This is a genomic window from Plebeiibacterium sediminum, from assembly GCF_026013605.1.
In the GTDB taxonomy this organism is placed as follows: domain Bacteria; phylum Bacteroidota; class Bacteroidia; order Bacteroidales; family Marinilabiliaceae; genus Saccharicrinis; species Saccharicrinis sediminus.
This window is the reverse complement of the sequence record NZ_JAPDPJ010000071.1, coordinates 1-25,673: the sequence shown is the minus strand read 5'-3', so window position 1 is coordinate 25,673 and position 25,673 is coordinate 1. Positions and strand designations below refer to the sequence as shown.

At 30.1% G+C, this 25,673-nt stretch carries 27 protein-coding genes; 5 read left to right on the top strand and 22 right to left on the bottom strand.

Annotated elements, in window-relative coordinates; genetic code table 11:
• Positions 1-906 precede the first annotated feature (906 nt).
• The 22 genes from OM075_RS20820 to OM075_RS20715 form a co-directional block, all read right to left on the bottom strand.
• On the bottom strand, positions 907-1,290 hold the full coding sequence (locus OM075_RS20820) for a hypothetical protein (RefSeq protein WP_301192485.1): 384 nt from the start codon (positions 1,288-1,290) through the stop codon (positions 907-909).
• Positions 1,291-1,755: 465 nt separating this feature from the next.
• Positions 1,756-2,310: a hypothetical protein gene (locus OM075_RS20815; RefSeq protein ID WP_301192484.1), complete on the bottom strand. Its 555-nt coding sequence runs from the start codon at positions 2,308-2,310 to the stop codon at positions 1,756-1,758.
• Complete coding sequence (locus tag OM075_RS20810) at positions 2,307-2,678, bottom strand: hypothetical protein (RefSeq protein ID WP_301192483.1); 372 nt, start codon at positions 2,676-2,678, stop codon at positions 2,307-2,309. Before OM075_RS20810 ends, OM075_RS20815 begins: the two co-directional genes overlap by 4 nt.
• Before the next feature lie 46 nt (positions 2,679-2,724).
• Positions 2,725-3,102, bottom strand: a complete 378-nt coding sequence (locus tag OM075_RS20805) for a hypothetical protein (RefSeq protein ID WP_301192482.1) — start codon at positions 3,100-3,102, stop codon at positions 2,725-2,727.
• A gap of 358 nt (positions 3,103-3,460) precedes the next feature.
• Positions 3,461-3,994 (bottom strand): hypothetical protein, encoded by a 534-nt coding sequence (locus OM075_RS20800; RefSeq protein WP_301192481.1) that lies wholly within the window; start codon positions 3,992-3,994, stop codon positions 3,461-3,463.
• Positions 3,995-4,163: 169 nt separating this feature from the next.
• Positions 4,164-4,883, bottom strand: a complete 720-nt coding sequence (locus OM075_RS20795) for an ankyrin repeat domain-containing protein (RefSeq protein ID WP_301192480.1) — start codon at positions 4,881-4,883, stop codon at positions 4,164-4,166.
• Between the two features lie 33 nt (positions 4,884-4,916).
• Entirely contained in the window at positions 4,917-5,333 is a 417-nt protein-coding gene (locus tag OM075_RS20790; protein ID WP_301192479.1) for a hypothetical protein, read from the bottom strand.
• Positions 5,334-5,669: 336 nt separating this feature from the next.
• Complete coding sequence (locus OM075_RS20785) at positions 5,670-6,632, bottom strand: DUF3887 domain-containing protein (RefSeq protein ID WP_301192478.1); 963 nt, start codon at positions 6,630-6,632, stop codon at positions 5,670-5,672.
• A 78-nt stretch (positions 6,633-6,710) separates the two neighbouring features.
• Complete coding sequence (locus OM075_RS20780) at positions 6,711-7,271, bottom strand: YIP1 family protein (RefSeq protein WP_301192477.1); 561 nt, start codon at positions 7,269-7,271, stop codon at positions 6,711-6,713.
• Between the two features lie 190 nt (positions 7,272-7,461).
• A complete protein-coding gene (locus OM075_RS20775) occupies positions 7,462-8,154 on the bottom strand; it encodes a hypothetical protein (protein ID WP_301192476.1) in 693 nt (230 codons plus the stop codon).
• Positions 8,155-8,304: 150 nt separating this feature from the next.
• Positions 8,305-9,375, bottom strand: coding sequence for a hypothetical protein (locus OM075_RS20770; RefSeq protein WP_301192475.1), 1,071 nt, complete (start codon positions 9,373-9,375; stop codon positions 8,305-8,307).
• A gap of 115 nt (positions 9,376-9,490) precedes the next feature.
• Positions 9,491-10,204 (bottom strand): hypothetical protein, encoded by a 714-nt coding sequence (locus OM075_RS20765; protein WP_301192474.1) that lies wholly within the window; start codon positions 10,202-10,204, stop codon positions 9,491-9,493.
• 215 nt (positions 10,205-10,419) lie between these two features.
• Positions 10,420-10,959 carry a WG repeat-containing protein gene (locus OM075_RS20760; RefSeq protein ID WP_301192473.1) on the bottom strand — a complete coding sequence of 180 codons (540 nt, stop codon included), beginning with the start codon at positions 10,957-10,959 and terminating at the stop codon, positions 10,420-10,422.
• A 48-nt stretch (positions 10,960-11,007) separates the two neighbouring features.
• Positions 11,008-11,508: an FEKKY domain-containing protein gene (locus OM075_RS20755; protein WP_301192472.1), complete on the bottom strand. Its 501-nt coding sequence runs from the start codon at positions 11,506-11,508 to the stop codon at positions 11,008-11,010.
• 159 nt (positions 11,509-11,667) lie between these two features.
• A complete protein-coding gene (locus OM075_RS20750; RefSeq protein WP_301192471.1) occupies positions 11,668-12,111 on the bottom strand; it encodes a helix-turn-helix domain-containing protein in 444 nt (147 codons plus the stop codon).
• A gap of 216 nt (positions 12,112-12,327) precedes the next feature.
• Entirely contained in the window at positions 12,328-12,870 is a 543-nt protein-coding gene (locus tag OM075_RS20745; protein ID WP_301192470.1) for a GNAT family N-acetyltransferase, read from the bottom strand.
• Between the two features lie 197 nt (positions 12,871-13,067).
• Positions 13,068-13,721, bottom strand: a complete 654-nt coding sequence (locus tag OM075_RS20740) for a CPBP family intramembrane glutamic endopeptidase (RefSeq protein ID WP_301192469.1) — start codon at positions 13,719-13,721, stop codon at positions 13,068-13,070.
• Between the two features lie 186 nt (positions 13,722-13,907).
• Positions 13,908-14,786, bottom strand: a complete 879-nt coding sequence (locus tag OM075_RS20735; protein ID WP_301192468.1) for a glycine betaine ABC transporter substrate-binding protein — start codon at positions 14,784-14,786, stop codon at positions 13,908-13,910.
• An 11-nt stretch (positions 14,787-14,797) separates the two neighbouring features.
• The gene (locus OM075_RS20730) at positions 14,798-15,718 is read right to left on the bottom strand and encodes a universal stress protein (RefSeq protein ID WP_301192467.1); all 921 of its coding nucleotides are present in this window, start codon (positions 15,716-15,718) and stop codon (positions 14,798-14,800) included.
• Positions 15,719-15,739: 21 nt separating this feature from the next.
• Positions 15,740-17,404, bottom strand: coding sequence for a BCCT family transporter (locus OM075_RS20725; protein ID WP_301192466.1), 1,665 nt, complete (start codon positions 17,402-17,404; stop codon positions 15,740-15,742).
• 478 nt (positions 17,405-17,882) lie between these two features.
• Positions 17,883-18,785 (bottom strand): DUF808 family protein, encoded by a 903-nt coding sequence (locus OM075_RS20720; protein WP_301192465.1) that lies wholly within the window; start codon positions 18,783-18,785, stop codon positions 17,883-17,885.
• Positions 18,786-19,366: 581 nt separating this feature from the next.
• Positions 19,367-20,344 (bottom strand): helix-turn-helix domain-containing protein, encoded by a 978-nt coding sequence (locus tag OM075_RS20715; protein ID WP_301192464.1) that lies wholly within the window; start codon positions 20,342-20,344, stop codon positions 19,367-19,369.
• A 130-nt stretch (positions 20,345-20,474) separates the two neighbouring features.
• On the opposite strand from OM075_RS20715, the gene OM075_RS20710 reads away from it, so the two are divergent.
• The 5 genes from OM075_RS20710 to OM075_RS20690 all read left to right on the top strand — a co-directional run bounded on the left by OM075_RS20710 (position 20,475) and on the right by OM075_RS20690 (position 25,290).
• On the top strand, positions 20,475-20,744 hold the full coding sequence (locus OM075_RS20710; RefSeq protein WP_301192463.1) for a hypothetical protein: 270 nt from the start codon (positions 20,475-20,477) through the stop codon (positions 20,742-20,744).
• Position 20,745: 1 nt separating this feature from the next.
• Positions 20,746-22,776, top strand: coding sequence for a primase-helicase family protein (locus OM075_RS20705; protein WP_301192462.1), 2,031 nt, complete (start codon positions 20,746-20,748; stop codon positions 22,774-22,776).
• A gap of 172 nt (positions 22,777-22,948) precedes the next feature.
• Positions 22,949-23,524: a BfmA/BtgA family mobilization protein gene (locus OM075_RS20700; protein WP_301192461.1), complete on the top strand. Its 576-nt coding sequence runs from the start codon at positions 22,949-22,951 to the stop codon at positions 23,522-23,524.
• 1 nt (position 23,525) lies between these two features.
• Positions 23,526-24,920 carry a DUF5712 family protein gene (locus tag OM075_RS20695; protein WP_301192460.1) on the top strand — a complete coding sequence of 465 codons (1,395 nt, stop codon included), beginning with the start codon at positions 23,526-23,528 and terminating at the stop codon, positions 24,918-24,920.
• Positions 24,921-24,972: 52 nt separating this feature from the next.
• A complete protein-coding gene (locus OM075_RS20690) occupies positions 24,973-25,290 on the top strand; it encodes a hypothetical protein (RefSeq protein ID WP_301192459.1) in 318 nt (105 codons plus the stop codon).
• The last annotated feature ends 383 nt before the right edge of the window (positions 25,291-25,673 follow it).

Below are 25,673 nucleotides of genomic sequence, written 5' to 3'. Positions count from 1 at the left end.
AATCTTTACTTGGCCTTCAAAGCTTTTGATATTGATTTCAAAAAAGAAATGAACATATAAACAAACTCTGACACAGAATTTTGAACATACCCATTGCTGCAAACGCGTTACCTTTTAATGATTGAATGTAAACTGTCATTGAGTCACTGTAAACTGTCATTGATTCAGGTCCAACTGTCATTGAGGCAGTGCGACCTGACATTGATTCAGTGTAAACTGTCATTGAGTCAGCTCCGAACCTCTTTGTAAGCGATGTAAGTGCCTTTGCAAGCCTTGCGACCCTTGTTGCAAGCTCTGCGGAGGTCTTTGTAACTAATACAAAAGGTTCTCCGGGCATTATTGGCAGTTACAAACCTCTAATGATGGTTATTCAGGCTATTAAAACGATTAAATTTTAACTGAAGACAGTTTTACCTCATTATCCAGTATTTACTACAATAGAAACAGTAACAGGATTTTCTTAGTCAGGTAGTATTGATTCTCATAGTTTATTATTTTAAGGTTTATTTATTATGATTGGCCAATATTTATTGTATTGATTTTTTATACTTATTTCAATTTGAATAATGTGGTTCAAATGTAACCGTATTCATGTTTTATGATTTCTAATTTTAGATAAAAAAGTTTTAAAATTAGATATAACTAAAAAAATATAGATGCTATATTTTAGCTATTTATACCTTAAAATATGGATGAATTAAGGCTTTTAAAGGAATAGGTCACTATTTTAGAATTAATATTGGAGCAAACGGGAAAATTTAAGCATTATTGAGATAATCAATCGGCTTATTTTAAACGGCTTAGAATTTGGCGTATTAAATATGAGGTTAATAACATAAGTATTGCATGCTATTATTTCGGGATTTTATTCAAGTAATTAATAATACTCATAAATATAGGTTCTTATTAAACAATATGATCTTTTTTTATCTTGATATTCCTGAATACTGGTAATAAGATTATTGATATTGTAATCGTACATAAAGGTACTAGCATGAGTACTCCTTTTACTTTTTCTTTGTGAGCTCTTTGTTCCTTTTTGCTCTGTTTTACCTCTTCTCCAGACTCATCAAATTCTATTGCTAAATCCGGATAAACACTTCGTGGATCTATTTTTTTCTCTTTTACGATGATAAGATTATCTTGTTTATTGTATTTATAGTGCTTTTTAAATCTCCAGTTCTCAACAGTTTCTGTCACTAAAGTTTGTAATGTACCATTGGCATTATACTTTGTTCTTCGGTATTTGGTAGTATGACTATTTCCTGGAGTATATCTTTTGTATTTCATTTCTCTACCATAATGGTCATAATATGTTTTGGATTCTAACCTGTTATGATGTGTAGGATTGTATGAGTTATTTTTTTTAAAACTGTTATTGTTCCTGTAGGTATAAACTGATATGGTATAATTCATCCGTGTACCTGAGTATAATGTATCGATTAATCCCGACTTATTATAATAATATGACTCTCTCCAAAAACGATTTCTATTATAGTTAACAAGTCTGTTGTATGCATCAAATTCATATTCATAATTAATCTCAAACGTACTATTACTATCGGTTGTTGCATGGCGTCGTAAGGGGATTTAACCTCACAGACTTTCATAATTGCACAAAGCTAAAGCGCATATTTGTTTTACATTTCATTTTTAAGCCAAATCTGCGATTTGGCGCTGGTAGACTTTGCAGAGAACTTCCAAAAATCACGTACCCCTTATGCGCTATTGCAACGTGTTGTGTGCTGGCTTTTATTAGTCTGTAAAACCCCATTCACCCTGTTCATTATTATAGCTAGCCATATACCCATAATAGGAAGTAAATGCCAAACTGTAGTTCTTGTTACTATACATGGTATATAAATATTTTGTCCCAATATTTGTCCGATTCGGTAGAACCAAGTTAAGTTTATTACCAAGTTCAGCTAATGATGTTGGGTAATTGTCATATTGCATCTTGTATGTTTCCAAGGATTCTATTATTAGTCTAGCTTTGTTCTTTGAGCTTTCAATTTGCCATGTTCTTATGGGATTTGCCACTGTCCAAATGATAATCAACTGAGCTAGAGAAACCAAAATATAGCGTTTCAATTTTGTACCATGTTTTTTATCAATAGTGTATGAAATATTAAGGCCAATACCTAATGTTACTAGTAGTCCAATAATATAATGTGTCACGCTAAAAATGAATTCCCAGACAAATGAAAACCACCAAACATATGTTACTAAACAGACAAGTGATAACAATCCGTAAAGAATCAAGGTTATCAAGTTTGGATTAATAATATTGTCGATAATTTTTTTCATCATAAAGTTTGCGTTCTGGGTTCAAGCTTGCGCACAACTAAATCATACTTTAGGTAGTCGATAATCAGCTCTTTAACTAGTAAAGTATCTTTATAATAATAGTATATAGTTTTTAGGGTATCTCCCCTGTCAAGATATTTTTTAAACGCAATTTCTTTTGTTATCTTACCCTGTTTATCAAACCAATACTCATTACTTATTTCAGGCTCTCTTTTTGAATTATCATTATTGTCTGGCTGGAATAATTCTTTAATATGTTTAATGCCTCCTAACCTACGCTGATGCTCTGGTATGAGTTCTAAAATATCTGTCTGGCCAAATATTGGTGTGCCAAAACAAACTAACAATGATATTATATATAGGTATTTCATTATTTGGTAGCGTTTTGGCTGGTTAAATTCCATCACTTACGATGTTTTAATTATTACAACTCTGGTCAATAATTTGTTTACTAATCATTTTATTAACGATGCTCTTACTAATTTTAAATCCAACAATTAGTGCTACAACACTAAAAGCAAGATCGGAAAAATCAAGCGTAAACATGTCACTGTCAATAAAATTACTGACAGATTCATTATTGATCTTAAGTTGTAATTTTCTTACTAATCCGCCTGTGATAATTTCATCCCAAATGAAATAAATGAGCCCTGATACACATGCACCAAGAATCCAGTATTTATCATTAATTCTTAAGCTTTTAAAAATTACATATCCCATCATTCCCCATAAAAGTCCTTCAATAAATATGTTTAAAATACCAAATAAGGCTATTACTATTAATTCTGAATTCATTTGTTTAAGTTTTGGTTAGACTCTATCTTTTTATTAGTAATGTCAATCAAGAATGAAAGCAATGGTTTAAAAGACTGATTTAAAATCAATCAAATCAAAGCCTGGGCTATCACCCTTTTATTTTCTACAAGCAAATATAAATCAATTACAGTTTGTTAAAATGATGCCAGAGGCATCACATATTTATCATAGATATTATAATTGAGGTTCGACTCCGCTGGAGTCGATTTATGTTTATAACATAACACTATAAACATGTAACCCCTCTGGGGTTATAAGATATATATAAGTTATAATCTCTTTAAACCCACTAAGGGGCGATACTGCTTGTTGTGATATTATGTTGACAATTATTATGTTATTCTATTGATCTCCATATACCTTTTCTAAAATACATATTATAGAATTTCGATGAATTAAAAACCAAATAAAAATCCCAGGTCTCACGATATATTGTGGGATTACTAATCATAATGTGATGAGTAGGTTTTTCCATATTTATCACTAATCTTTCGGAATAATATTGTTTTAAAGTAGAAATTGTTCCTTTATAAGTTCTTTTAATTTCCTCTTTATCTGTTACATAAAAGAAAATACTATCATCCTTTGTTATTTCAAATCTGAAATGGTCATATTGCCAATCTGCTTGTTTGCCCTTAAAAAAGCCTCTATCAATAACATAGGTTCCGTAGAAATCTTTATGCTTTAACTTCTTTTTATCAAATATAAAGTGTGTTGCTCCGGAAATTAATACAAGAATAACTATCAATCCCCATATTATCCCCAACGCATTTACAAATAATGACTTCTTTGTTATCAACCAAAGAATAAGAAGTAATCCACTCAAAGGCAGTATTATGAAAATCATTCCTAAATTAAATCCAAATCCCATTAATAGTTTTTAATATTACTTACTATGTTTGGTATTATGTATGCCCTGATTTTAGAGATAAAGTTGTGTCATAATATTCAAGGTGTCAATTTACTTTACATGAGACAAAGGTGTTACACCTAGCCGCAAAATGTTATGTTTTATCCCAACTAGTTACGCAAATAAATTATTACATGGCTTCTTTAATCATTTTTTCAATTTCTGGTTGTCCATGATCTTTTGCTAAATCCAGAGCTGTTTTTTTATCGTTATTTTTCAAAGTAAGATCAGGATTGTATTGCAACAGAATCTTTAAAGTTTCTATTCGTCCTTTATAGGCAGTATACATTACCGGGGTATCATTATCCTTATCCTGGTTATTTACATTTGCACCTTTTTCTAATAAATACTTTACAATTTCAACATGTCCTTGACCGGCAGCATTTGCTAATGGAGTTGCTTTATCACTTGCTTTTACATCTATTTCAGAACCATGCTCAACAAAAAGTTTAACCAAATCGGTTCTCCCGTTTCTTGCTGCAAATCTTAGTGCTGTCCAACCATGATCATCTTTTATATTTAACTTTGCCCCATTATCTAATAGAATCGTCGCAATATCAAAATTACCATTCTGTGCAACTGCATGTAATGGAGTTAATCCATTATTCAATTTAGCATTAACATTTGCGCCTTTACTTATCAAATATTCTGCAATATCCTTGTAGCCTCTGGCACAAGACGAAAAAATTGGAGAATATCCATTTTCTTTAATCATATTAACATCTTCACCTTTCTCAACAATTTGTTTTACTTTTTCCAGATTATGGTCTTCAATAAATTTAAAAAGCTTTTGTCCATAACTATGATTTAAAGAAAAAATCATTAAGATTAAAAATAGTGTTTGTTTCATTTTAGTATTATTTATTTGTTATCGGGTGTTTTATTATTTCTGAATGATAATAGAGTGATCTGGTTTAGCAAGCATATATCGGACTTCGTAATCTCCTTGTAAAATATTATCTAACTTTTTAGAGTGGATATTGCTTTTATTCAAAAAATTAGTTCCAAAATACAATTTCCCTTTTACATGGTAAGTATATTTTACACTATAACCTAATGTCCTTATTTTATTTCCAGTTTCATCTTGACTTAAATATTCTTTTCTATCAATACTAATGATTTCTACGTTGTCTGCAATTCCTTTAAAACGTTTTTTATTTAAAGATTGCTCAAATGGGTTTCCATGTATTAAAAGCACAAGTAAACAAAAAATCAAGCTAATGAAAGTCCAACCAATTACGGTTCTGCGACTGGGCCAATACCATACAAACCACTCTTTTAAACTTCGCTTTGTTATCATTAGTTTAATTTTGAATTATATATTTCTAAAAGGTGACCTTTTAAAACTGCAGGTAATGTTTTGAATAAATAGCTATAATTCGTCTACATAATCAAAAAACTCAAGAGCAAATAAGCCTAGAACCACAATTACAAAAATCAATATCCTCTTAAAAATCCTCATATTATTCAATGCCTTTAATTTTTTTACTATTGCAACTAAACGTTAAAATAATAAGTTAAAGGCTACATTATGGATTACAATCGTAGCGGCCTATGCATTATACAATGAAGCATATTAAATGCCCCAATGGTTTAGGTTCTACCTTTAATTATCAAGCACAGTTTCCTGTTGCTTCTACTTGTTTGCTATTCTATCACCTTTTATAGGAGAATAATCCTTTTTCACTGAATCATTTACTATTATTTCTTTAAAATAGCATTTCATTCCTGTTGCTTTATTCATATCTTCTACATTTTGGATATGAAAATGCAGGTGAGCTTCCGTTGAATTTCCTGAGTTACCACAAAGTCCTAAAAGTTCACCTTGCTTTACACTTTGTCCTTGTTTTACTTCAATAGAATTTTGTTTAAAATGGGCAAAGAATAAATATTCATGATGAGCTGTTTTAAGTATTACAGTATTTCCTGGCAGATAAATTGGATTTAACTCACCCGGAATATTGTCTTTTACTCCATCAACCACTAAAACAACTTCTGCATCACATGGTGCAATTATTTCTTTTCCAAAAGCATAATAATCATCGTTTGATTTTCCGTTAGTTTTAAAGGTCTTTCCGTTTTCATCTATAATAATAATATCAAAAGCATTTTTCTGAGCTTCACTTTCAATATGATAATTCAATTCTTTGCTATCTCCTCCCCAGAATACGGTCCATTGTCCTTTAAATGGTAAAATTAACGCTGATTTATTTCTTTCAGGTTTTGGAAGACTATTGTCCTTAAATGGTTTGACATAAAATCCATTTATCTTTTCATTACTGTCAAGTGATATATTTACAACAAATAATGCTCTTTCAAAATTTGTTACATATGATGCATAGGTCATTTCATATTTTGCAAACTTTCTGCTTGTAATATTTCCTGCTTGTGTTTTAAGACTGCTAAAAAAGTCTGTTGCTTTTTCTATTGGCAAAGCAATTTTCATTTCCGGAGAAAACAGATTAAATATATTTTGATATTCGCCCGAATTGTACAACTTTTCAAATTCAGCGGAAATCTTTTTCGAAGTTTCTTTTTCTTCCTGACCAAAACTCCATATTGGAACAAGAAATAATACTATTAAGATTAGGTTTTTCATTTTTGTTTATTTAGTTAATATGGTATTAGTGGTTACTTGTATGTTTTGTGGCAGCCTGTGGAGTATTGTGCATATTCATTAGTAAACAACACTTAAAATGATAAAAATAGTAATTATGCCTGCACACGCTATAATTGATTTCATCTTTGAAAAGTCATTAATCATGGCATTCCCTATAATCAATAAATAAATAGTCCAAAGGTTAAAGACATGCTGAAAATAATATATAAATTTATAAAGCAATTTAAATGAATACATCGATGCATTAGCTGTTATAAAAATCAGCTTCAAAATCAGAAATATTAATGCGCCGATTATCAATGGTATTAAAGAATATGAAACTAAAGAAAAAGTATAATTTATGTTTGATAACCCTTTTAAGAGAAGACTAATTAATAATACTATCCAAGAATATATGAAACAAGAAATTAGAATCAAAACAGCTCGAGTTATAATCATTAATGGTAAATGACCTAATAAATCCCCTATTTTCGAATATCCATAATTATTTAATGATAAGCTTATAGCTACTAATGTGCCATATAATAAAGGGAAAACGAAAACTGGGATTTTATTTTCTTTTACTAAATTATATTGGAACCTATCTAATGGATTTAAAATAAATTTTTTAATTGTCATTATAATTATTTTTAATGCTGGCTGCATTATTGGCAACACAACGATAAACACCTTGTCTTTATCGTTCTTATATGTTGTTATATTCTTCCGTATTTCAAATATTCGAACGAATATACATAATATTTTAATGTTATAAATAACGATCAGCTCTTGGAAGCAATCTATAAATTAGATAGATAACTTAATACCTTTACTCCTTCTTTCTATATTTTCCTTCAAATGGACATCTCATTCCATGAAGATCACAATTATATTCTATAACAGTCAATTCGTTACTTGTCAATTGGAATTCAAGCTTTTCACATGATTGGGTTGAGAAAATACCACTTTTTAATTCTTTTAATTCAACAAGTCCATTTAAAAACCCAACACAACCAGACTCTGTTCCATTTGATATTTCAAAACAAAATAAATCTCCGGCTATATTCTTTAAGTTAACCGATCCTATATATTTTTCAGAGTTATAAATACTTTCATAAGTACCTTCAATTCCTAAAATATCCGTTGTTAGGTTTGCATGTGTTTCTGAGTTGATTATTAAGTCACATTTTAATGTTTTTTCCTTGGTCTTGTCAACCCAGTTACCAATAAAATTAGAATCAATTATTTCACCAATAAATCCTGTTTTGAAATCAGATTCATAGTCAGGAGATTCGTTTAAAGTAAATTTATTACCTGTCATTTGACCCACTAGCAAGATTTTTGTCTTGTATTTTTCGTAGTAATAGAATCCAAATACTTTCCCATTTTCAATATTTAAAGTCATTACAATGGGATATTTATCTGATATATCCCCTGTCAGTTGAATAACTTTTCGACTTGTTTGTGCGGATAAATTAATGGTTAATATAAATCCAATAATAATTAATATAATATTTCTCATATGTAAAATCTTTTTTCATGGGTTGTATGCAATGTGGCAAATATAATTATTGGGTTTAGATATAACCTGCATACCAATTAGACTATGCAGGTCTGATTTGGGAGGTAAAACTTTAGATGGGTCATGAACTATACTTAAATTAATATGCTATTACCTACAGAATATTATTTCAATTGTGTCTGTTTTTATCTCTTCAATTTGTCCATTAGGATGAAGAACAAATTGCTCTAGCACTTGTAATTTTGAGATTCCTTCTGTATTATTTTCATAGCATTCATAAGAATTTTTTCTGTCAATTTGCAATAAAGAATCTTTAAATGTTCCGGCATAATCCCACTCTCCTTCTGAATCAAATCCATTTCCGGAAATTAATTCAAAATCACCAGCTTCTTCAAATGTTGAATCAACCATAAACACTGCTAAAAATTTTACAATACCATCGCATTCATATTGTTCACCAAGTATAATACAAGGATAGTATTTTCCGATATTTTTCCTTACTGCAACAATATAGGACGACTTTAAAGAAGATGTTTTACTAATCCTTTTTCCGAATTTTGTAGAATCTAATAATGTAAGTACATTCTTGTCGATATTTTTAAGGCCAAATGTCGTAAGCGAGTTGTATTTTGCAATGGATTTAAGAGAACTCCAAGTTTCAATTGAATCTGCTGGCACAAAGTTGTCTACTATATTCTTACCCTTCAATTTAATATGTTCGATTTCTGGGAGTTTTTTATTAATTACTGATATAAGTTGCTCTAGTTCTTTTGATTTACAGTTCTTAAAAGAAACTTCAATATTAGGTAACTCAGCTCTCATATTTTTCAAATGAATGAAATATGTATTTCCACTCCCATCTTCGTAAAATTCTTGATTTCTTGGGAAGTCTTTTTTAAAAATTTCATTGATTTGCTGATATAAGCCTTGAGATTCAATACTTAATATTTCTTCCTTGAAAACACCATTTTGCCAATTCTTTTCATAGCGATACAAACTATCATTAGTGATAACTGTTTCTATTAACTTTTGCCATTGTTCATATTCGGAAATTATTATATGAGGTGTTGTATTTTTAAGATTTTCTATGTGAATTTTTGAAGTGCCAAGTTTCTTTTCAATACTTTCCTTAACAACATGGCTTTGCTCCTTTTTCTTAATAGTTTGATTACAACCGATCAAAACCACAACAATCGTTATCAGATAAGTAAAATGTTTCATCGATTTTGTATTATGACGTTCAGAATAAAGTAACGTTGGCTAATATGATGTACAATCCTACCAAAATAGTCCGAACAGCTTATCTACTTTATATATTGTTCACAACCTTATTTTCTTATTCTATTTTCCTTAATATATCTACTGCCTTTAGATGTATGGTTTTCCATTCCTTCGTTTCCATAAATTTTTCTATAGGAGGGAAATTTCTACTATAATGATTTTCCACAGAACTAATTTCTTTATCAAATTCAGCTAGTAATTCAATTTCCTCAGGATTAAAAGCTTTTTTCAAAGTATCATCATCATTCATTGAGTAATCATTCCAATAATCAAATAATGCATTCGAAACTTCAGAGCTATTGTATATGTCACGCAACTTTAATTGCTCAGAACCTGAAGCCCATAAGTTAAATGTTGCTATTATGCTACCCCTTGTAAGTTCATTGAAGTCTTGTTCGTTAATAACATTTTCTTCCTTAATGATTTCTTCAGGTTTATTAACCTTATTTCTTAAAGGTCTTTTTATAATCTTTACTCTGTAATAATAAATTGGTGCATAAAGTACATTTAAAAAGAATAATGGAAATATTGATTTTGAATACCTGTCATACTTAAAAAGAAACCAAAAACAATACACCCAATGCAATGCGGCTACAATATTTAAAAAGGAAAAACTTAAATAGTAAGGATTCCATCTTCCATTCGCAGAAATTACCTCAAAAAAATCAGGAGTATTAAGAAATAAAATAGGCATTCCTACAAAGTAGAAAACAATAAAGAGTATGTTAATCCAAAATCCTATATATGCTATTCTTTCAATTAGTTTCATGTGCAGTAAACTCCTTCAAAATGATTGGCAACACAACAACAAACACATTGTCGTTATCGCTACTATCTTGTTATATTATTTTGCTTTTCAAATATTCGAACGAATATACATAATATTTTAATGATATGAGCTTATGGTTGATCCCTAGGTATTACCCTTTAATTGATAAGCGACACATACAAATAACAGCCGGTAGATTTGATTGCTTTTACGAATTAATTTGCGGTAGTTATTTCTTTACCTTTTTTATTTATAAAAATCCATTGCTTGCTTTCCCATTGATAATGTTCACCATCCTGTAACTGATTACAGTCTTTTGATACTTTTGCGATTCCTTCTTTGAATGGAAATGCACATTGATATATGGGTTCAATTACTATTGATCCATTTCTATCGGCATAACCAATCTTTCCATCTTTTACAATTCTAAATAGTCCATCACTTAATGGATCCGGTCCATTGTCGTAAACAAATACTTCATATAGTTCATGCTCTCCCCTGTCAATTCCTACAATTTTACCTGATTTGGTATATACAATGGCAAAGTTTCTGAAGGTGTCTGTTACGCAGTGATAGTACTTTCCATAATCTATAACCATTTCGCCACTGGAATTCACATACCCATTTTCTGCCCCTATTTCATTAAAATCACCTTTTACGGTTCTTAATAAATAGTCATGCTTTTTTGTATACTCACAGCCCAAGGAAAGCATACCAATTATAATAAACGTAGTGAATAAATATGTTGATTTCATATTAAATATAATGAGGTTAGCTTTATTTATAAAGATAAGGTGGAGTGCTTACTGTTGCCATTTTTCAATTCCAATTACATTTTCATTTACCTCACTTCTCCACACCTCACCATATTTCTCATCCAGATATTCAAATATCTCCAAATTGTACTGTTCAATACATTCCTGAGGTGGTGCAACACAACCCAGATCCTCGTATTGAATATTATATTTGTTCTCAAATACTTCTTTGTTAGCAATGTATGTTGGTGCAATTCCTCCAACAAGAAGTAAGCGTGGTTTATTTAATTTGATATCGCTTATAGCAGTTTCCCGATCAACTTCGCACTTTTCCAACAATATAATTTCAATTGTTTCCATGTTACTGGTCACATTAATTATTGTATCAAACTTATCAAATCCCAACCCTACAACCTCTAATTTATATGCTCCAGATTGTACACTGTCAATGCTAAAATATCCTCCTTCTTTTGCACAAGTTCCTTTTTTAATGGATGATATTCTTAAACAAGCATTTGTTGGAATAACATCTCCAGTCGCTATCCTCATTTTAACCTGGCCTTTTATTGTAAATGTATCATCAGACTGGGCTAGAAGATGATTTGCCAATCCAATAAAAGAAATGATGAATATTAAAAGTCTTATTTTGAGGTTATATTGTAAACACATAAATAAAAGATCTCATTAATTATAGATTACGTTCTATGATCAATTAATTGTTTTACTTTCAACATACTTTCCTATAACCATTCCAATAGCTCCAATTAAAATGGCCAATGAAAATACAGTCATTCCTCCATATTCTGAATCTGGTAAAATCTTATTGAATACCAGAATGAGTCCAATTAAAAAACCCAATGAAGCTCCAATAATAGTAAAGCCCAAAATATACCAGGGAAACCTAAAGCCTCTTTTCCTGGTTATGTCAGTGTTCGCTTCAATTGTAGTTATTTCCTCTGGTGCCTTTATAAGTAGATCGGATGAAACATTTAATGATGTAGCAATGGTTTTTAAAGTACTACCTCTTGGCACACTTTCTCCATTTTCTATTCTTTGAATGGTTCTTAAACTGACGCCTGAAGTTTCGGATAGTTCTTCCTGAGATAATCCATTTCGTTCTCTTAGTTCTTTTATCTTCGTATGTGAGTTCATATGAGTTATTATTGATTATTACTGATTCAAATATAGGCTAGGGTAATTATAAAGTCTTGCGTCAAATTGTATCCATTTACTTGCCATTTAATGTCATTTTAAATGACATAGAAATGACGTAAGTATGTCGTACACGAAATGATTAGAATATAACTACTTATTCCCAATACTATAAATCATTAATTACTAAATTATATTGTTGAACAAGTCTATTATTTAGTTCCATTCTCTTTTTAATATCGCATACACAATGTCATCAACCCATTCTCCATTTATAAACAGACTCTCTTTAAAATGAGCTTCTTTTCTAAAACCTAACCTTTTAACTAGTTCAATGGAGTTTACGTTGTTCGGATCAATAGAACAGATGATACGATGTTTATTAAGTTGATTAAACAAAAACGTTATAATTGATTTAAGAGCTTCTGTAGCGTAACCATAACCATGAAACTCTTTGGCCAAAGTACAACCAATTTCAGCTTGTTGTTCACCAAGAAAATGAATTCCTATATCACCAATAATCTCTAATTGATTACTTTCAATAATAACAAATTGATACCAGGTGTTTTCAATATTAATTTGTGGTGAAATTTTACTTAAAAAAATATCTACATCATTTAGGTTTTCAGGAATCCAACCTTGATATTTGTTTGTTTCTGCGTCGGATCGATAATTAAAGATAAATGGAGCATCCTGAGACATAACGGGTCTTAAAAATAACCTTTCTGTTCGTAATTCAGGTTTATTGTTTGTATTCATAATTAGCAATAGCTTTAGCAGATATTTAATTTTTTATACACCGTGTTTGCTTTAAGTATCTTAGGTATTATACACCATAATGGTCATTCAAGATAGAATATAAACGTTTTTAAGGTTTTTATATTTTAAATCAATCGATGATTTGGATAAATTCAGGTCTTTAACAAACAGGTGCAGTATAAAAAGTTAATGGCGAGTTAATTAATAAACTTTCCGAATACTTCAATAAACGGATCTCGATTGACCACAGTATAAAAGAATAAACCACCAAGCCAACCATGAAAAAGTCCCAAAACATAAATATTTCTTATTTTTAAATATGTATATCCATAAAATAGAGCGAGAATAAAAGTTCCTATCATTAACCATCCGTACGGATAATGTATGATTCCAAAAAAGACAGCGGTGATCAATATTGTTACAGGCTTTCTGATTGTGATTGATTCTATATCTTGTAGATTCCCAGCAACTAATGCTATTACTAAAAACTGTTGTATAACCCCCCATAAAGGATATATGATAAGTATTGGTATTAAGTGCCAACTTGGGTTAATTGTATTTTGAATTATTCCAATTACAATGAAACTTATTACAGCAATAATGCCAAATGGCAAAACCAGTTTCAGTGATTGCATAAAGTTGTCAAACCTATATCCCCAGTGATTCAATATAATTTTATTATTGCTACTTTGCCACAAAACATATACAGTCCATGCAACAATAGAAGTAATAATAAATGGAAGTTTCCAATCTAAATAATCCATAAAAATGAATTTTCCTATTCCTGTAGCTAAAACTGCAGAGATTTCTGCAATACGCCTTTTGTCTGTTATTTCATTATTCTGTGTCATCTGAAAATATGGAATTAAGAAAACAAATCTCTAAAATAGCATTTATTGATACGCAAATATTATATAAAGTTAGTTAATCGTTTATTTAATTTAATTTTAAGTTAACTCTCAATAGAATATAAAAAAGAGCCACAGTTTATTTAAACATGTGACTCTTGTATCTTATAAATATAGAAGTGAATCTAATTACATAATCTTTTTACGCTCTTTAGTTAGATTCTTTATCCATTGGTTTACTACAAATTCATTTTGATTAATCCACTTTTCAACGCCAATTACCGGGTCATCATGTAATCTGATTTCATAAACCAGACTATTGAGTTGTTTTTCGGTTAACTGCATACGTTCAAAAAAGCGAACCGCATCAGGATGTGCTTCTTCAAATTCTGTATTGGTAATGGTATAGATATTTTCTTTTGATCCAAAGATATGATCCGGATCTTCAAGAAAACGAACCTCATAACGTGCAAAAATCCAATGAGGTTCCCATCCTGTTATTACTATGTCCTTTCTTCGTAAAATAGAATCATTCAATTGATTCACCATCTTTTCTTCTGATAATTCAAGCAAAGTATTTTTTAACAAATACTCATTAATAGCATTCTTTGTTTTTTGCATCACTCCTGCCCCAGCATCAATACCCACAATATCAAAATCATAACTGCCTAAATCACTTATTGATTTTAACGGACTGTATTCAGGAACCACCAAACCTATTTTTGCTTCTGGATAAACAATTCCAAGCATATCAATATGTTCTTTATGAGCTTCATAATAAGCTTTATGGGTTTCTGGCAACCAGGCGTCTGTAAATAGATCTGCTTTATTATCGGCCACCTCCTGATAGGCTGTTTTAACATCAGTCAGTTTTAATTCCACGTTATAATCCATCTTTTGCAGCAAAACAGACGACAGGTAGGTAATAGCCACACTCTCTGACCAATCTGTATATACTATTTTAAGTGAGCGATCCTCTTCCTGTGTTGTAGTCATGGTGCATGATACAAGGAATGATAGCACAATTATAAATACTACTGTTTTAGTTCCGGATAAATAACGTGTCATAATACATTGCTTTATTGAAATAAACTTCTTAAAAATACCATTGCCTTACTGATATCATTTACAATAAATACCGGTATATTTTTATCTGATGAAGCCAGTTTTTCAGATGTAGCATCCAAAATAATATTTGCCAGCTCCGAACTCATTGAAGAACCTATGATAATCATATCTGCTCCGGTAGTCATTGCCCGACGATATAAAATCTGGTCCTCCTCATTTTCTGCATCAACAGAAAACGAAAATGCAATATCATCAGTATTGTACTTGTATAGTTTCTTAAACTTCTGGAATTCTTTATCACTTATTTTCTTGATGTACTTTTGCAACTTTTCGTCCTTCTCTAAATTAACCTGAGGGAAATAACCAATAGGTAATTTATGGGTATGATGACAAGCCACTTTTGCTCCGGTTAATTCCTGTAAACGGAAAGCCATACGTAATGCCAATTCGCTGGTTTTAGAAAAATCCATTCGTACCAACAGATTATCCAAACCTTCGTGAACCGATTCACTAACTATAAGAACAGAAGAAGGAATAATACCCACCACTTTTCTTACAATACCTCCACCTCCGGCATAACCCACTTTTTTACCCATTAAAGTTAAATCAACTCTGTTTTTTTGGGTATATTTTACAATTACTTCTGTTGGAAAACCTTCTCTTACAACAACATTTGTATTAACAGGTATCTCATTTTGAAATTGCTGATCTATTTTCTTCTGAAGATCTTCCCTAATAATATCAGGAATTGGTTCATCTAGTTCAGGAAAGGCTTCTAATAATTCTTTTGGAATATCATAAGGCTTCATTACATGTAAGAAAGTAATACTTTCCGGTTTTACCTTATTCACCAAAAAGCTTGCATACCGGATAAGGGAATCATCCATTTCCGTTAAATCAAGACAAACCAATATATGATTTAATTGATACATATTTCTTATCTATTTTACGGGTTATTTCTTCTCGTTATTATTATCAACAGACTTTGGTGCTGCAGAAAGTTTACCTCTTTTTTGCAACATCCTTGTAATTGTTTCTACGTATTCTTTGTGCTCTTTTTCTCGTTTCAGTTCCATTAAATCAGTATGCTCTTCGCGCAATCCTTTCATCAGACTCCATACCACAAAAAGCAATATAATGGCAAAGGGTAAACCTGTTGATATAGATGCCGTTTGTAAGGCACTTAAACCTCCTCCCACTAACAGAACAGCAGCAACAGCACCTTCAGTTAATGCCCAAAATATACGTTGTGCCACCGGAGCATCCAATTTACCTCCGGCAGTTAATGAATCCACTACCAACGAACCCGAATCGGATGACGTTACAAAGAAACTGGCCACTAATATAACACCAACAATTGAAGTTACTGTTGATATTGGAAATTGTTCTAACAGCACATACAACGAAGTGGCTATATTATTGGTTACAGCTCCTGCTATATCAGCCATTGAGTTTAACTCTAAAAACATAGCACTTCCTCCAAATGCTGAAAGCCATAAGAAGGTTAATAAGGTTGGAACAATCAATACACCCAGTACAAATTCTTTTAAGGTTCTTCCCCTCGAAATACGGGCAATAAACATACCTACAAATGGAGACCAGCTAATCCACCATGCCCAATAAAACACTGTCCAGTCATTTTGCCATGCTGATTGCTGATAAGTTTCAGTCCATGTAGATAACTCAAAGAAGTTTTGTATATATCCTCCAACATTCTGGATAAATGAATCGAAGATAAAGATGGTTGGACCCACAACAATCATAAATAACAAAAAGATAGCTGCGAGTACCATGTTTATTTCACTTAAACGCTTTACTCCTGCACTTAATCCTGCAACAACAGATGTGGTAGCTGCCAAGGTAATTACAATAATCAGTATTACCTGAGTGGTTGTATTATCTGGTATTTTAAACAGGTGTGCTAAACCAGCACTTACCTGTTGTACTCCTAAACCTAACGATGTTGCCAATCCGAATAATGTGGCCACTACAGCCAATACATTAATGGCCTTACCCCATGGTCCGTATATTTTTTTACCCAAAAGAGGATAAAATATAGAACTAATTGTAAGCGGTAATTTTTTATTGAAAGTAAAAAAGGCCAAAGCCATTCCTACTAAAGCATAAATACCCCAGGCATGTAACCCCCAGTGTAAAAAAGTTATTTCTAACGAATTACGTGCAGCCTCAATACTTCTTGGCTCGCTTCCCGGAGGATGAATAAAGTGTTTAATGGGTTCTCCAACACTCCAAAACAGTATACCAATACCCATTCCTGCACTAAAAAGCATTGCAAACCATGCTCCTTTGGAAAATTCCGGTTTGGCTTTAGGTCCACCCAACTTTATTTTTCCGAACTTGCTAAATGCAATAAATATTACAAAAAATAAGAATACATTAATGGATATTACAAAAAACCATCCTCCAAAATTAGAGATGGATGTTTGAATTGTAGAGAATATTCTATTCATTGGTTTCCCTACAATTAATGTAGTGGTAATAAACAGTATAATGACTATTGCTGCCGGCCAGAATACTGGTCCATCAACATCAAAATACTTTTTGGTACTTTTTAGATGTGCTTCGTTGTCAATTTCAGTCTTTTCTTTTTCAATCATAATAATCTTTTACGACAATATGCTCCATGCTAATTGTTAAAACAGGACAACCAGCACAAAGTTTATTTTTATATGTTAATGATATTTTTTACGGAGTACAATTGTTGCAAGATATTGCTTTATGTCTAAAATTGCAAAATTGATTTGTATACGTAACATCTTATAATCACATACAACCAATAACTATACAACATTATATTAGTACGTTATACTCTTTTAAAAAACATATTTCGTATAGAAATCTTTTTACCTAATTAAGACAAACAAGGATAGTAATTTGTTTAATCCTGTATATGAAACGAACCATGAGAAATTATTTCTCACACATGAGAATGATTGTTTTTTCGGCGCGTTCCATGTGGCAATTAATAGAAAAAATATACATAAAAAAATGATTGTAAAGGTCCTTAAGAGGTAGCTTCAAATACTTTATCATCACGAAATTATATGACCAATATTCAATAAAACAATCTTCTTATTAAAATAAAATCACTGATACTAGATGCTTTACTTTATTCTTTATCCTGACAATTATTCTCCAGGTTATTACTGCGATTAAACCAATTACTAATCCTGTTGAGAGTTCCTGAAATATCGAAGGTAAAAAGTGTATCCATTCATGAATGATTTGTATATGATGAACATATATGCCTCCTGCTACAACCAACATTGCTAACGTACCTACAACAGCCAATATTTTTATGATTACAGGCAGTGATTTAACCAATAGCAATCCCAGCTTCTTCAATATTGTTTTATTTACCTGTTCCCCTTTAGCAATAATTTTATACCCCATATCATCCAGACGAACTATTAGGGCTACTATTCCATAAACACCTATAGTGGTGGCTATAGCAACTACAATCAAAACAGGGATTTGAATAACTAATGGTCTGTCAGCTACAGTACTCAACCCTATAATCACAATTTCAAGAGATAAAATAAAATCTGTTGCAATGGCTGATTTTATCTTTTGTTTTTCTTGTGTAAGAATATCTTCTTTATTGAGTACATTTAGTGGTTGTTCTGTTTTTTCTTTTGAATGTTGTTTAAAAATGTAATCGTATACCTTTTCTGCTCCTTCGTATGCCAAATATAACCCTCCAACTAATAAAATAGGAACAACAGCCTGCGGTGCAAACAAACTTAAAAGAATAATAATGGGAAGTATAATCATTTTATTCAGAAAGGAACCTTTTGTTATAGCCCAAATCACAGGTAATTCTCTTGCAGATACAAAACCGGTTGCCTTCTCAGCATTAACAGCAAGATCATCACCTAAAATACCTGCTGTTTTTTTGGTGGCGATTTTACTCATTGTAGCCAAATCATCCATTAAGGTGGCAACATCATCAAAGAGTGCAAAAAATCCCGATGCCATAGTTTATGATTATTTATTTTGAGTTAGTGTTTGTAAAAATAATTATTTATCCGAAGTAACGATTCATTTAATGAAAATCAACTATTCTTTAAATGACTTAGCGAGGATATATAAAACAAAAAATCCACCCTAAATAGAGTGGACATCATGTTTATTGTGGAGCTGGAGGGTTTCGAACCCTGGTCTCACAATGAATTATAAGTAAGCTTATTACAGATTTGTTATGACAAATTATCAATCAATTGTTAAACACTTTAATTTATACGCTATGATTATATAGTATCTATTTTTCTTCATTTTTTTTTGAACTTTTGTACTAAAATACAATAATATACTATTAATTAAATAGATACAACAGTTCATTTCTTTTCAAACTCAGTACAATAGTATAATTGTCATTCTTCTTTTTTCCCTTATGGATTTACATCTTACAATCCATAAGGGAAAAAATATTAATATAGTTTTTTTCTATGTCTTTATATATGGTTATATATTTTGTACTATTGTACTAAACGTACTCTCTTCTCACATAATCAAACACTTAACAAAGTTCTATTTTAGTACTAATCAGTACTAAAGTCTTATTTTATTTCCAAGAAATCCTTTATTTTTTGAACATCAATTTTTATTTCATTATCACTTACTCCCCTTAAGGTATACCATACTGGATTACTAAATTTATCTCTTAAAGTTGGCTTAACAATACTTATATTTAATTTCTCTTCAGAAAAATATGACAGCTCCACCCATATTACTTCTCCAATTGCAATATTTTTATCTTTCAAAAAATTATTGTATGTTTTATTTGCGACTTCTTCTATATTTAACTGAATGGAAGTATAATGGTTTGGGTAATTTGAAACAAATACAATAGGTATATTAGAATTCTCAAATATTATATTCACAGGGAAATTTGATATACCTGGGTTAGAGTTAATTAATTCTACATATTCAATATTACTACAATTTATATTTGACAATTCAGAAAAAATAGAATTAATAACTTTCACAACAGCGATCATTGAAGAAGTCACCTCATTATTGTAATTAATAAGGTTTTGGGAATTCATGATCATAGATCTAAAATTTATGTAATCTTCAATTGATATTCCTTTATATTTAGTTTTGTAATGTTCTTTAAATAATAATTCATAAGGTGCTTTGTAAAAAGAGCATAAACCCACAATCTCCTTTGCTTCAAAGTCACTTGACTTTAGTTTCTTTACAAATTCTTCCTCTGAAACATTTAAAAATAAGCATATATCTTGTATCGAAACCTTATGACTATCTAGTAGCCTTTGTAACAAATTAATTTTATTATAATCAATAAAATAATCTATCGAATCTGCATTCTGATTATTCTTATTAGTTTCTTCAAGACTTATTTCTAAAACTTCACACAATCGAACCACATTAGCAAATTTCATATTCCCTATATTCTCAAGACTTTTATAAAGTCCCCCTCTGCTAACATTAATAATTTCAGCTAATTCATTAACTGAAATTCCTTTTTGCTTAGCCTTTTTTAGAATTGTATCAGATATGTATTTTAAGTTCACAACTAATAATTTCTTTAAAAATGTTTGCTTATATTAAATATTCACTCAATATTTGTCATATATATATGATATATCACATTTAGATGAATTATGTAACTGTTAAATTTTATCAAATATAATCATTATTAACATGGAAAGACAAAAAACTGAATTAGTCCTTATTCCAATTAATGAACTAGAATTAGTTCTTATGGACGCATTAGAAAAATATGACATAAAAAAAACACAACAGGAAAAGAAAACCGATAAGTTATATAGCAAAACTAAAGCCTACCAAGAACTTGGTGTTTGTTATAATACGCTTAATTCTTTAATAAAGAAAGGCTTTATAAAAACAAATTTAGATGGCACTAAGATACCTCATTCATCTATAGAGGCATATAAATCAGCTCAGAAATGATATGTTAAAACTACTACAAAAAGAATGTATTAGTGATGCTAATTTTAATATAAAGATATCAGATAACAATATTAAAGTTAATGCCATAGTACCTTCTGATTCAAACAAAATCAAAAAAGAAATATTGGGTTATGAGAACTTACCACTTTTTAGTCCAGAAATATTAATCACACAAAGTCAAAAGCTATATAATTCACTTTTACAATGGGAATATCGTTCTGTGTGCTTAAAAAAGGAATTAGTTAACGTAACAAATTTAGAAATAAGTATTTTAAAGGCTAAGTGTACAAATTTAATTTTTATTTATAACGATAAAACATCGGATATAAATCATTTAGAGAATTTCTTCTTAAGATTTTCTTTTATCTACAGAGTTAACATTTCGACAATTAGTATTCTTTCAGACAAAACAACTAATAGAAATACTTCATCTAAAAGAGATAATAAATCATACCAATATAAGAAAGCCTTTGAACGACTTATAGACAATACAATAACTCAAGAATCTGTTAATATTAATATAAATGACATTGTTATGAAAGCTGATGAAAAAATGAATGTAAACTTATCAAATCTTTATTCAGCCTTAAATCAGGCAGGTATATATAAATATAAAATTGATGGGTTAGATAAATTCATTTTAATTAAAAATAATTCTATCATTAAAGAATTAGATAAATATCAAATTAAAGATATTGTTTTAAATGAAATGAAAAATAAAGGCCTAACATTAGAATTAGAAAAGATATATCAAGGATCAAATTTCTACTTTAATCAAAATACACTTTCCAATTTAGAACATAAGCGTTCTCTTCCTGAATATATTGGAGAGCCAGGTCTAGAGCATTTCTTTTTCAATGGCATAGTTTGGAAAATAAATAAAACGAGTATATCGCAAATTAAATACGAAGAATTTGACTCCTTTATATGGGAATCTAATGTAATAGACTGGTATCCAAATCTAGAGGACGATTTTTTCTCTATCTCAAAAAATCACTTACACCAGTTAACTATATCATTAAAAGAAGGATATTGTGATTTTTTAGACTTCATTATTAACACTTCGAATGTATATTGGAAAATACCGAATAACAATCTTTCTACAGATCAGCTAATTGAAATTGAACAACATATTATTAATAAAATAACATGTATTGGGTATTTATTACATACCTACCGGGAACAAAGTGTAACAAGAGCAATTATTGCTACAGATTTTATTGAAAGAGGTAGCAAAGAAGAACATGGTGGAACTGGAAAATCATTATTTGGGAAAGCTCTAATTGAAATGCTATCTACATATTACAGAGGAGCCAGAAATAAAAATTTATTTAGTGACAAACATTTATTAGGAGGTATAGACCAAACAACAAAGCTTGTATTTTTTGATGATGCAAATAAAAACTTCGACTGGGAACAACTGTACACCTTGATAACTGGTCAAATCGATATAAATAGAAAATTTCAAGATCCTCAAGTCTTAGACAGAGAAAGGTCTATTAAATTTTATATTACAACCAACTATGCCGTTCATAGTCATGGAAATTCACATGATCGTAGATTCTTTTATGTAGTTTTTTCAGACTATTACGGTCCAGACAAAAAACCGAGCGATGATTTTGAAACTGATTTTTTTAGCAAAACCTGGAGTTGGGAACAAAAAAATAGATTCTACAATTTCATGGCCCAATGTGTAAAAGCTTACTTAAAATGGGGACTAGTAGAAGCTCCAAAAGAAAACTTAGAAAAGAATAAACTTAGAGCATCAATTAATGAATTATTCCTTGATTGGGCTGAAGATAATTACCGTGAATTTCTAAATAAAGAGACTGATAAATTGATGCTTTTTGAGCAATTTAAAGCATCCCTTTCAGAAATAGATGCCAAAAAATTCTCTTCTACTTCCTTTAAAAAGAATATGAAAAATTTCTGCAAATTAAAAGGATTCATTTTTAACCCAAGCAAAGAAGGTAAAGATATAAAACGCAATAGCACAGAATACTTTGAAATCTATAACATAAATAATAGTTAATGGCAAGCGGTAACAGAAAAAGTTCTGTTTTTAAGAAAGGCTTTATTGCATAAAGAATTAATTATCAATATATAACGTTTCTTAATATATATTATCCCTAACCAAACCAAATATTAAACACATAGATATAACCCTCATTTACAATACGTTAATTAATATCTAAATACATTTTATGGCAAATACTATAACAACTACTAATATTGGCATTAAAGAACGTAATGCTTTGAAAAAATTATCTTCCCATCATGCATTACGTCAAATTGAGTTTATAAATGCTGCAATTGACTATTTTAAAAAGACTGGAATTAATCCAGCAGAAGAAATTTTTTCACCAAGAGAAGAAATAGCTAAACTCACAAAACGAGTTGATCAAGTTGTTCAGTTCATTAGAAAAAACGAACAATCAAAATTGAACCCGTTACTTGATTCATTAATTATTATTTCTAAAAAGATTGAAGAACAGCTCAGTGAACAAATTACGATTAATCAATTCAATGAACTGTTAGTCAATTTTAATAATTTCTTCTCAACGATAGGTAATAACATTAAGAATATTGAAAGCCAACAGAATGTAATAAATAAAAGCACTAATACTATCTCAAACACACTTCTGGACCTTAATAGTGAAATTAAAATCCTTAAAAAAATGCTTGTCGTTATGTATAGATCTCATGAGAATAAGCATGCAATGTCCTCTGGCTTTAAAAGTGAGCATATTCAAGAATTTAATTATCTAATTTCAGATTAATATGCCGTATATAAAATTTGATTCAACATCTGAAAAGAATGCAGATTCAATAAATGGTTTCTTAGAGTATATGTCAAAAGAAGATATTCCCAAAGGGATCAATAAAGAATTTTGGTTCAATAATACAAATAAACTAATTCCTGATTATCAAGTTACAAATACCATTGATAACGATCAATATGGTGTAGCACGAGGAGATTTTAGATACTATACAGGTTCACTAAACTTCTCTGAATCAGAATTAAAATTTGTAAATAACAATAAAGAAAAACTTAAAGAGTATACACGACTTGTTTTTGAAGAATACGCAAAAAATTTTAATCGAGGATTAACTAGTTCTGATATTAGATGGTTTGCAAAATTAGAATCTGATCGATATTATAAAGGAACTGATATTGAAGTCAAAAATGGAGAACATAAATCCGGAGATAAAAAGCCGGGAATTAATACTCATATTCACTTTATAGTTGGGCGAAAAACCTATTGCAACAAGAAAAAGGTCAGCCCTCTGACAACTCATATAAACACAAAATCAGGTGCTGTTAAAGGCGGTTTCTCTCGCGATTCCTTAAAAATGCAAGTAGAGCTAAAATTTGATGAATTGTTTGCTTATAACAGACCTATTGAAGAAAGTTATAGATATTTAAATGCGATATCAAAAACATACCGTGAACAAAGAAACTCCGCCATTGATAATATCACTATAAAAAATCATTCAGTTTTAATATATGACAACCTCTCCCCTAATGAAAAACATAAAAAGTTAGAGACTTTAATAAATTATTTACAATATGGAGGTTCACAAAATAAGAGATGTAAAATTGATTCTAATAGAGTGCTAAAAACAGCTCAAGAAAACCAGTATAATGGAAACGTATACAAAAGTCTTTTAAATTTAAATTTCAAAATAAAAGACGGATTTAATATAGAAAATAAAGACATTACTCCTTATATCATCAATTACGCTAAATTCATTAATTCTCCATACAACGATTTACCTAAAGATTTAAAAGAAGACCGTTTATATCGTTTTTCACTGTTGGTAAACAAACGCCTTCCGGAAAATAATAAGATTGATATAAATAAAATAATGAAATATAGTAAAGTGAATAATTTTCCAGAAAACACCTATAAAGCTTTATTAAGTTTAAATAGGATGACACTAAATCATCAAAGTATAAATTGCAACAGCACTTTATTTGTATTAAATTATAACGATAACAAAGACATACATAATGAGCTTGTTATTTCCAATAATTACACTCATAGTAAAACTACTATTGACATAACTAATTTGATAGGCAATGTTACTGGTCCTGTTTATACAACATCATATCCCGAAGATGAAAAAAAGAAGAAAATAAAAAAGAAAAGAAGAATAAAACGAACACCTTAAATGTTGATCACTTATTTATAATGTAAAAACTGCTTAACAAACAACGATAATTATGGCAAAAAAAGTAAACCAACATACTTCTTTAGAAACCTTACTCAAAAATAGTAATGTTTTTGGAGAAAAGGATGTTATTTCAAGACGTAAAGAGTCAAAAATATCTGAAAATCTTAAAAATAACAAAGACAATAAATCATCACCCAAAATCAAAGGAACTTATTACTTTGAACCAGAAATAATATTTGATGCAAAATGTATTGCTTATTATTATCGTACTTCAATCGGTAAAATTTTAAATAAAGCACTAAAATTATATATTAATAACGCTGAAGATCTTGATAAAGCAAGAGATGCATATTCGAAAAAAGAATAAATACGTCTTACCATACTTACCTTATATACCATACTTACCATCATTACTGTTAGTAACGTCATAATTTAAAATTAGAATTACTGTATTCTATTAGATATTAATCTCGCTCTCTCTCCTACAATATTTTATGAACAAGATAAGAATATGGTAATAACATACTTACCATATATACCATACCGTATGTTTTAAACATATGGTATGGTATTATTTTAATAATAGTTATATTTACCGTATATAACTCTTTGAACTACACGTAAGATTATTCAATAAAATGGCAAAGAAGAACGGATGGATATTCTTGATCATGTTGACCCCCTTTCCCGAAGCCGGTTCATGTGATGTTTTCCGCATGACATTCCGGCGGATGTTGACCCCTTTAAGTA

Excerpts from the sequence above, each read along its gene's own strand:
- OM075_RS20700 (WP_301192461.1), top strand. The coding sequence starts at position 22,949 with ATGGCAAATACTATAACAACTACTAATATTGGCATTAAAGAACGTAAT.
- OM075_RS20790 (WP_301192479.1), bottom strand. The coding sequence starts at position 5,333 with ATGATAACAAAGCGAAGTTTAAAAGAGTGGTTTGTATGGTATTGGCCC.
- OM075_RS20770 (WP_301192475.1), bottom strand. The coding sequence starts at position 9,375 with ATGAAACATTTTACTTATCTGATAACGATTGTTGTGGTTTTGATCGGT.
- OM075_RS20720 (WP_301192465.1), bottom strand. The coding sequence starts at position 18,785 with ATGGCATCGGGATTTTTTGCACTCTTTGATGATGTTGCCACCTTAATG.
- OM075_RS20740 (WP_301192469.1), bottom strand. The coding sequence starts at position 13,721 with ATGACACAGAATAATGAAATAACAGACAAAAGGCGTATTGCAGAAATC.
- OM075_RS20725 (WP_301192466.1), bottom strand. The coding sequence starts at position 17,404 with ATGATTGAAAAAGAAAAGACTGAAATTGACAACGAAGCACATCTAAAA.
- OM075_RS20800 (WP_301192481.1), bottom strand. The coding sequence starts at position 3,994 with ATGGGATTTGGATTTAATTTAGGAATGATTTTCATAATACTGCCTTTG.
- OM075_RS20735 (WP_301192468.1), bottom strand. The coding sequence starts at position 14,786 with ATGACACGTTATTTATCCGGAACTAAAACAGTAGTATTTATAATTGTG.
- OM075_RS20780 (WP_301192477.1), bottom strand. The coding sequence starts at position 7,271 with ATGACAATTAAAAAATTTATTTTAAATCCATTAGATAGGTTCCAATAT.
- OM075_RS20760 (WP_301192473.1), bottom strand. The coding sequence starts at position 10,959 with ATGAAATCAACATATTTATTCACTACGTTTATTATAATTGGTATGCTT.
- OM075_RS20750 (WP_301192471.1), bottom strand. The coding sequence starts at position 12,111 with ATGAACTCACATACGAAGATAAAAGAACTAAGAGAACGAAATGGATTA.
- OM075_RS20745 (WP_301192470.1), bottom strand. The coding sequence starts at position 12,870 with ATGAATACAAACAATAAACCTGAATTACGAACAGAAAGGTTATTTTTA.
- OM075_RS20695 (WP_301192460.1), top strand. The coding sequence starts at position 23,526 with ATGCCGTATATAAAATTTGATTCAACATCTGAAAAGAATGCAGATTCA.
- OM075_RS20765 (WP_301192474.1), bottom strand. The coding sequence starts at position 10,204 with ATGAAACTAATTGAAAGAATAGCATATATAGGATTTTGGATTAACATA.
- OM075_RS20730 (WP_301192467.1), bottom strand. The coding sequence starts at position 15,718 with ATGTATCAATTAAATCATATATTGGTTTGTCTTGATTTAACGGAAATG.
- OM075_RS20815 (WP_301192484.1), bottom strand. The coding sequence starts at position 2,310 with ATGATGAAAAAAATTATCGACAATATTATTAATCCAAACTTGATAACC.
- OM075_RS20775 (WP_301192476.1), bottom strand. The coding sequence starts at position 8,154 with ATGAGAAATATTATATTAATTATTATTGGATTTATATTAACCATTAAT.
- OM075_RS20710 (WP_301192463.1), top strand. The coding sequence starts at position 20,475 with ATGGAAAGACAAAAAACTGAATTAGTCCTTATTCCAATTAATGAACTA.
- OM075_RS20810 (WP_301192483.1), bottom strand. The coding sequence starts at position 2,678 with ATGAAATACCTATATATAATATCATTGTTAGTTTGTTTTGGCACACCA.
- OM075_RS20705 (WP_301192462.1), top strand. The coding sequence starts at position 20,746 with ATGTTAAAACTACTACAAAAAGAATGTATTAGTGATGCTAATTTTAAT.
- OM075_RS20795 (WP_301192480.1), bottom strand. The coding sequence starts at position 4,883 with ATGAAACAAACACTATTTTTAATCTTAATGATTTTTTCTTTAAATCAT.
- OM075_RS20785 (WP_301192478.1), bottom strand. The coding sequence starts at position 6,632 with ATGAAAAACCTAATCTTAATAGTATTATTTCTTGTTCCAATATGGAGT.
- OM075_RS20690 (WP_301192459.1), top strand. The coding sequence starts at position 24,973 with ATGGCAAAAAAAGTAAACCAACATACTTCTTTAGAAACCTTACTCAAA.
- OM075_RS20805 (WP_301192482.1), bottom strand. The coding sequence starts at position 3,102 with ATGAATTCAGAATTAATAGTAATAGCCTTATTTGGTATTTTAAACATA.
- OM075_RS20820 (WP_301192485.1), bottom strand. The coding sequence starts at position 1,290 with ATGAAATACAAAAGATATACTCCAGGAAATAGTCATACTACCAAATAC.
- OM075_RS20755 (WP_301192472.1), bottom strand. The coding sequence starts at position 11,508 with ATGAGGATAGCGACTGGAGATGTTATTCCAACAAATGCTTGTTTAAGA.